Here is a 4,390-nt window from a genome sequence, read left to right on the forward strand (position 1 = left end):
ATGCAAGTGCCCACACAGATTGCTTGGCTTGATATATTGTTAAAGAACGTTTGCTTCGTTTCCCGAAGCGAGGACGCGCATTCTACACGCCTCATTTTTGATGTCAACCGCTTTCGAAAAGTTTTTTGTTTTCCTAAGCTTTCTGCTGCCATCCGGTCAAAATCGCTAGAGTTAACATGCTCTTTTGCGGTGTTGCCGTTCGTCCGTAGACGAGGTGCGCATTTTAGGGATTTTCTGGTGCGGGTCAACACTATTTTCAAAAAAAGTGACTGACTGATTAGTTTTTCGCCTTATCGCTGAGATCGTGACCATTTCTCATCGATTTGACCGCGACCGAAGCACTGGTACTCAGTAAAATTATGCCTAACGAACAAAGTTTAACCATGTGGTTTGTGCTATGCTTGTGCACGTACTTATATAGGTATGGGTTATTTAATCTCTTTTTATTTTCATTCTTAAGGATTTCTTTATGTATCGAGCTTCATCAGGCATGCAAATCATCACCGCTGCTGTTATTGCCATTATCTATACTTTAATTGCTCAGTTATTTCTTGAAATGCCAAGCCCCCTAACCGTTTCACTTATCGGATTGGGTGTGTTTCTTGGTGGCATCATTACACCTTATGTTGGTTTTATTCTCCAGAACCGGAAAACTAAGGTCGCCAAACAAGCACCTCGTGCTCATAAAGCAGCGACAACCGGTGGTGACGCAAGAACCCTCTATGTTGGCAACCTTCCTTTTAAGACTAGCGAAGAAGAAGTGCAGGAGTTATTCGGTCGTTATGGTGACGTTTCCGATGTCCGCTTGGTCAAAGATCGTCGTACCGGACGTAAAAAGGGCTATGGGTTTGTTGAGATGGATGCGACCGGTGCAGACATCGCTTTAGCGAAATTGAACGATCATGATTTTGAAGGCCGCACACTGAAAGTTCGAACCGCTCATGCTGACCAAGACAAGGAATAGTCGATCCATTCTTTGTCCACTTGTTCTACGATTTCCAAATTAAAAAAAGGGCCGGTTTTTACACCGGCCCAGTATCACTGCTTACACAGGGTTGGGATTAGTAGCTCACAGTAATTTCTTCTGAGCACACGCTCGTGCCCGCTTCACAGATTTGGTAACGCAAGGTACCGCCTCCGCGAAGGCCTGTTGCATCGGTATAGCTACCCGAGTTGCTAACCGTTGCAACCGTTGAACCGTTGCGACGAATGGTAACGCTTGAACTTGTTGCACCAGACCACGTGAGGTCAACAGAGACAACGCCACGTACCTTGTATGATGTAGCACCAACAGTGAAGTTACTGTCACCATTGTCACCGTCATCACCACCGTCACCACCGTCAGTATCGCCGTCATCATCACCGCCGCTACCGCCACCAGCAGCACAACCATTCGACATTAAGTAGTCGTAAGCGTCTTTCGCTTGCACTAAACCATGGCCATAAAGATTGTCACGACCACTCGCGCCTAGATCTTCTGCGGTTGCATTCAGCACTGCTCGAATTTCATCGTTGGTACATTCAGGGAAATGTGACCAAACTAAAGCAGCAACCCCAGCAACATGCGGCGAAGCCATCGACGTACCATTAAAGCTCGCCCAGTGGCTTGAGCCGACATTGACTTGTGCGGTCGCACCTAAACTATTCAACGCTTGCTGACCGGCGGCTTGCGAAATACCCACCGCTGGAATCGACACCGACACCCCACCTAATGTGCCGTTGAGGTCGCCCGCTTCATTATTATAAATAACTGCAGCACGTCCACCGCCGTTCTGACAGGCTAGAACTTTGTCAGAAAAGCTCACGTGACCACGCTCAATCAAGCAGATGCTATTTTGCACGCCTTGGCAGGTTGAGGTACCTAAACCGCAATTCACCAGCGACCCACTCGCGTCACCATCAGGTGAGCCATCCATTGCAATCGCACTGTAGCTGCTGCCACCAACGTTAAATAAGGAAAGCTGCCCCATTCCGCGTGGAACGGTGGACATTACATCGACGCCGGGGGCTGCGATTTCGACTTGGCTATTGCGCTGAGAGAAAGACGCATGTTGCTTGTTACGATCGATAGCGGCAACCGAAACAACCGCATCATAAGACGCTGGGTAAGAGCTGCGAGTCGAACCATCGTTACCGGCCGCTGCAATACTTAAAACGCCAGCGCTATTTAAACGCGCAAATGCATTGCGTTCCGTGGTGCTTGAGAAGCTTCCACCCAAACTCATATTAATGACATTTGCGCCGTTGTCAGCGCATTGGTCCGCCGCGGCGATAAGACTTGAAGAGTACGCCCAGCCAGAAGCTCCGAATACTTTAACAATATGTAAATTCATTTGGCCGTTGGGTACTACACCCACGACGCCAACACCATTGGCCAGTGCCGCAATCGTGCCAGCAACATGCGTACCATGACCATTTTCGTCGGTGTACCAGTTTCCAGTGCCACTATCCCAAACACCAGTAACCGCATTCGTTTGTAGGTCTGGGTGACCGAGGTCATAGCCAGAGTCAATCACACACACAGTACGGTTAGACGCCACCGCAGCAGAGACTAGGTCTGCCTGGACCATGCCGATCCCATAGGGGGCATTGGGTTCAAACTCGCTGGAGAATAACTCGCGCTTTAAATCTTCTTCGATATAAAGAACATTTGGATTGTTCTGCAAACCACGAAGCGCTTGCTTCGGAATGGTAATCGCCATGGCATTATCACGGCTAAGATCAACAACCTTTTGACCACCAATACGCTCAACATTTTGTTGTACGGCAGCTTTTGCACCAGGCTGAAAACCAACAATGACGCGCTCAACGTCATTGGCAAGTGCTACAGGCGCAGAAAAAACGGCTGCCACTGCAACACTTAACGCGGATAACTTTAATTTATTCTTATTGGACATGGATAACGCACCTTTTGTTGTTACGGTAAAACGTACATTTAGTCGCTTATTGTTTTTGTTCTAACGACCAAAAATTTGTACTGAGTGTCTCGTTAAAATTTTGTAATTAATTTATAAGACGTTTAAGTTGTAACTGAACCGGCGGTATAAAAAAACAGGGGTTTCCCCCCTATCTTCAGTTTCCATGCAGAAATTTACAATTCGCGCTAAAATAGCTGGCTAATTATTTGCAGTAGAAGGTAGCGCATGGCGACGGCAATAGATGACACAACATATGAAACTCAATTTACCCAGAAAAAAGAAAGGCTTGCCGAATTACTTGCGCCTTTTCATGCGCCAGAGTTAGACCTTTTTCGCTCACCAGCTCAACATTACCGGATGCGCGCCGAGTTTCGCGTTTGGCATGAAGGTGACGATCTCTACTACGTCATGTTTAATTCCGCGACCAAAGAAAAATACCGTGTTGACCAGCTTCCCGCCGCCAATCAGCTGATTAACCAATTAATGCCAGCTATCCTCGATTATGTTCGCGACAAACCGAGCTTGCGTCACCGTTTATTTCAAGTGGATTTTTTAACCACGACGACAGACGAAGCAGTTATTTCACTCTTGTATCATCGCCAACTGGACGAGCAATGGCAAAATGACATCTCTGCGATGCGCGAAGTATTCCAAGGTTTTGGGCGAATTGATTTCATCGGCCGTGCACGCAAGCAGAAGATTTTATGTGAGCGAGAGCGCGTCACCGAGACGCTGACTATCGATGGTCGCCCCTATTATTTTGAGCACATCGAGAATAGCTTCACGCAACCGAATGCGGTTGTAAATCAACATATGATCAGTTGGGCAAAAGCGGTTGCCGGGAATAGCGAACGTGACCTGCTCGAGCTGTATTGCGGCAATGGCAACTTCAGTATTCCGTTGGCCGCTTCGTTTCGCCGTGTGTTTGGTACTGAAATTAGCCGCACGTCGGTACAATCAGCCCAACACAATATTGCCCTGAACGACGCACAGAATGTGCGGATCGAACGTCTCGCTGCCGAAGACTGCAGCGCAATTATTCAAGGTGGCGAACTGCCAGGCCGACTCAAAGACTTGAATCTCGCCGACTATGACTTTGGCACTGTGCTAGTCGACCCACCGCGAGCTGGTCTAGACCAAGACACAGTGGCGATGGTGAGTCAGTTCGACGCTATCATTTATATTTCGTGTAACCCCGAGACACTTGCGGAAAACTTAGTCACGCTACAGCAAACTCATCACGTCACGAGCGCGGCATTTTTCGATCAGTTCCCATTTACGCCTCACATTGAAGCAGGCGTCTATTTGACTCGACGTTAAAAACAACAAAGGCGCCCAATTCGGCGTAATGCCAGTCAGTTAAGCTGACTGGCATTTTTTCTTTTAAGGGGGTATTTCCTTGTTTTCGGCTTCACCCACCTCGGATAACATCTATCCTCGCGGCGTTCCGGTAGTTTAAAGTACCCCATCTG

The 4,390-nt window shown here is 47.9% G+C and carries 3 protein-coding genes; 2 read left to right on the top strand and 1 reads right to left on the bottom strand.

Annotation, left to right across the window (positions count from 1 at the left end):
• The first annotated feature begins 469 nt into the window (after positions 1–469).
• Entirely contained in the window at positions 470–964 is a 495-nt protein-coding gene (locus LAT77_RS12355) for an RNA-binding protein (RefSeq protein WP_290564870.1), read from the top strand.
• Between the two features lie 97 nt (positions 965–1,061).
• Here LAT77_RS12355 and LAT77_RS12360 read toward each other — a convergent pair whose 3' ends face one another.
• Positions 1,062–2,897 (bottom strand): S8 family serine peptidase, encoded by a 1,836-nt coding sequence (locus LAT77_RS12360; protein WP_290564871.1) that lies wholly within the window; start codon positions 2,895–2,897, stop codon positions 1,062–1,064.
• Between the two features lie 246 nt (positions 2,898–3,143).
• Between LAT77_RS12360 and trmA the strand changes: the two genes are divergently transcribed.
• Entirely contained in the window at positions 3,144–4,238 is a 1,095-nt protein-coding gene (gene trmA / locus LAT77_RS12365; RefSeq protein WP_290564872.1) for a tRNA (uridine(54)-C5)-methyltransferase TrmA, read from the top strand.
• The last annotated feature ends 152 nt before the right edge of the window (positions 4,239–4,390 follow it).

This window comes from Aliidiomarina sp., assembly GCF_022565475.1.
GTDB lineage: Bacteria > Pseudomonadota > Gammaproteobacteria > Enterobacterales > Alteromonadaceae > Aliidiomarina.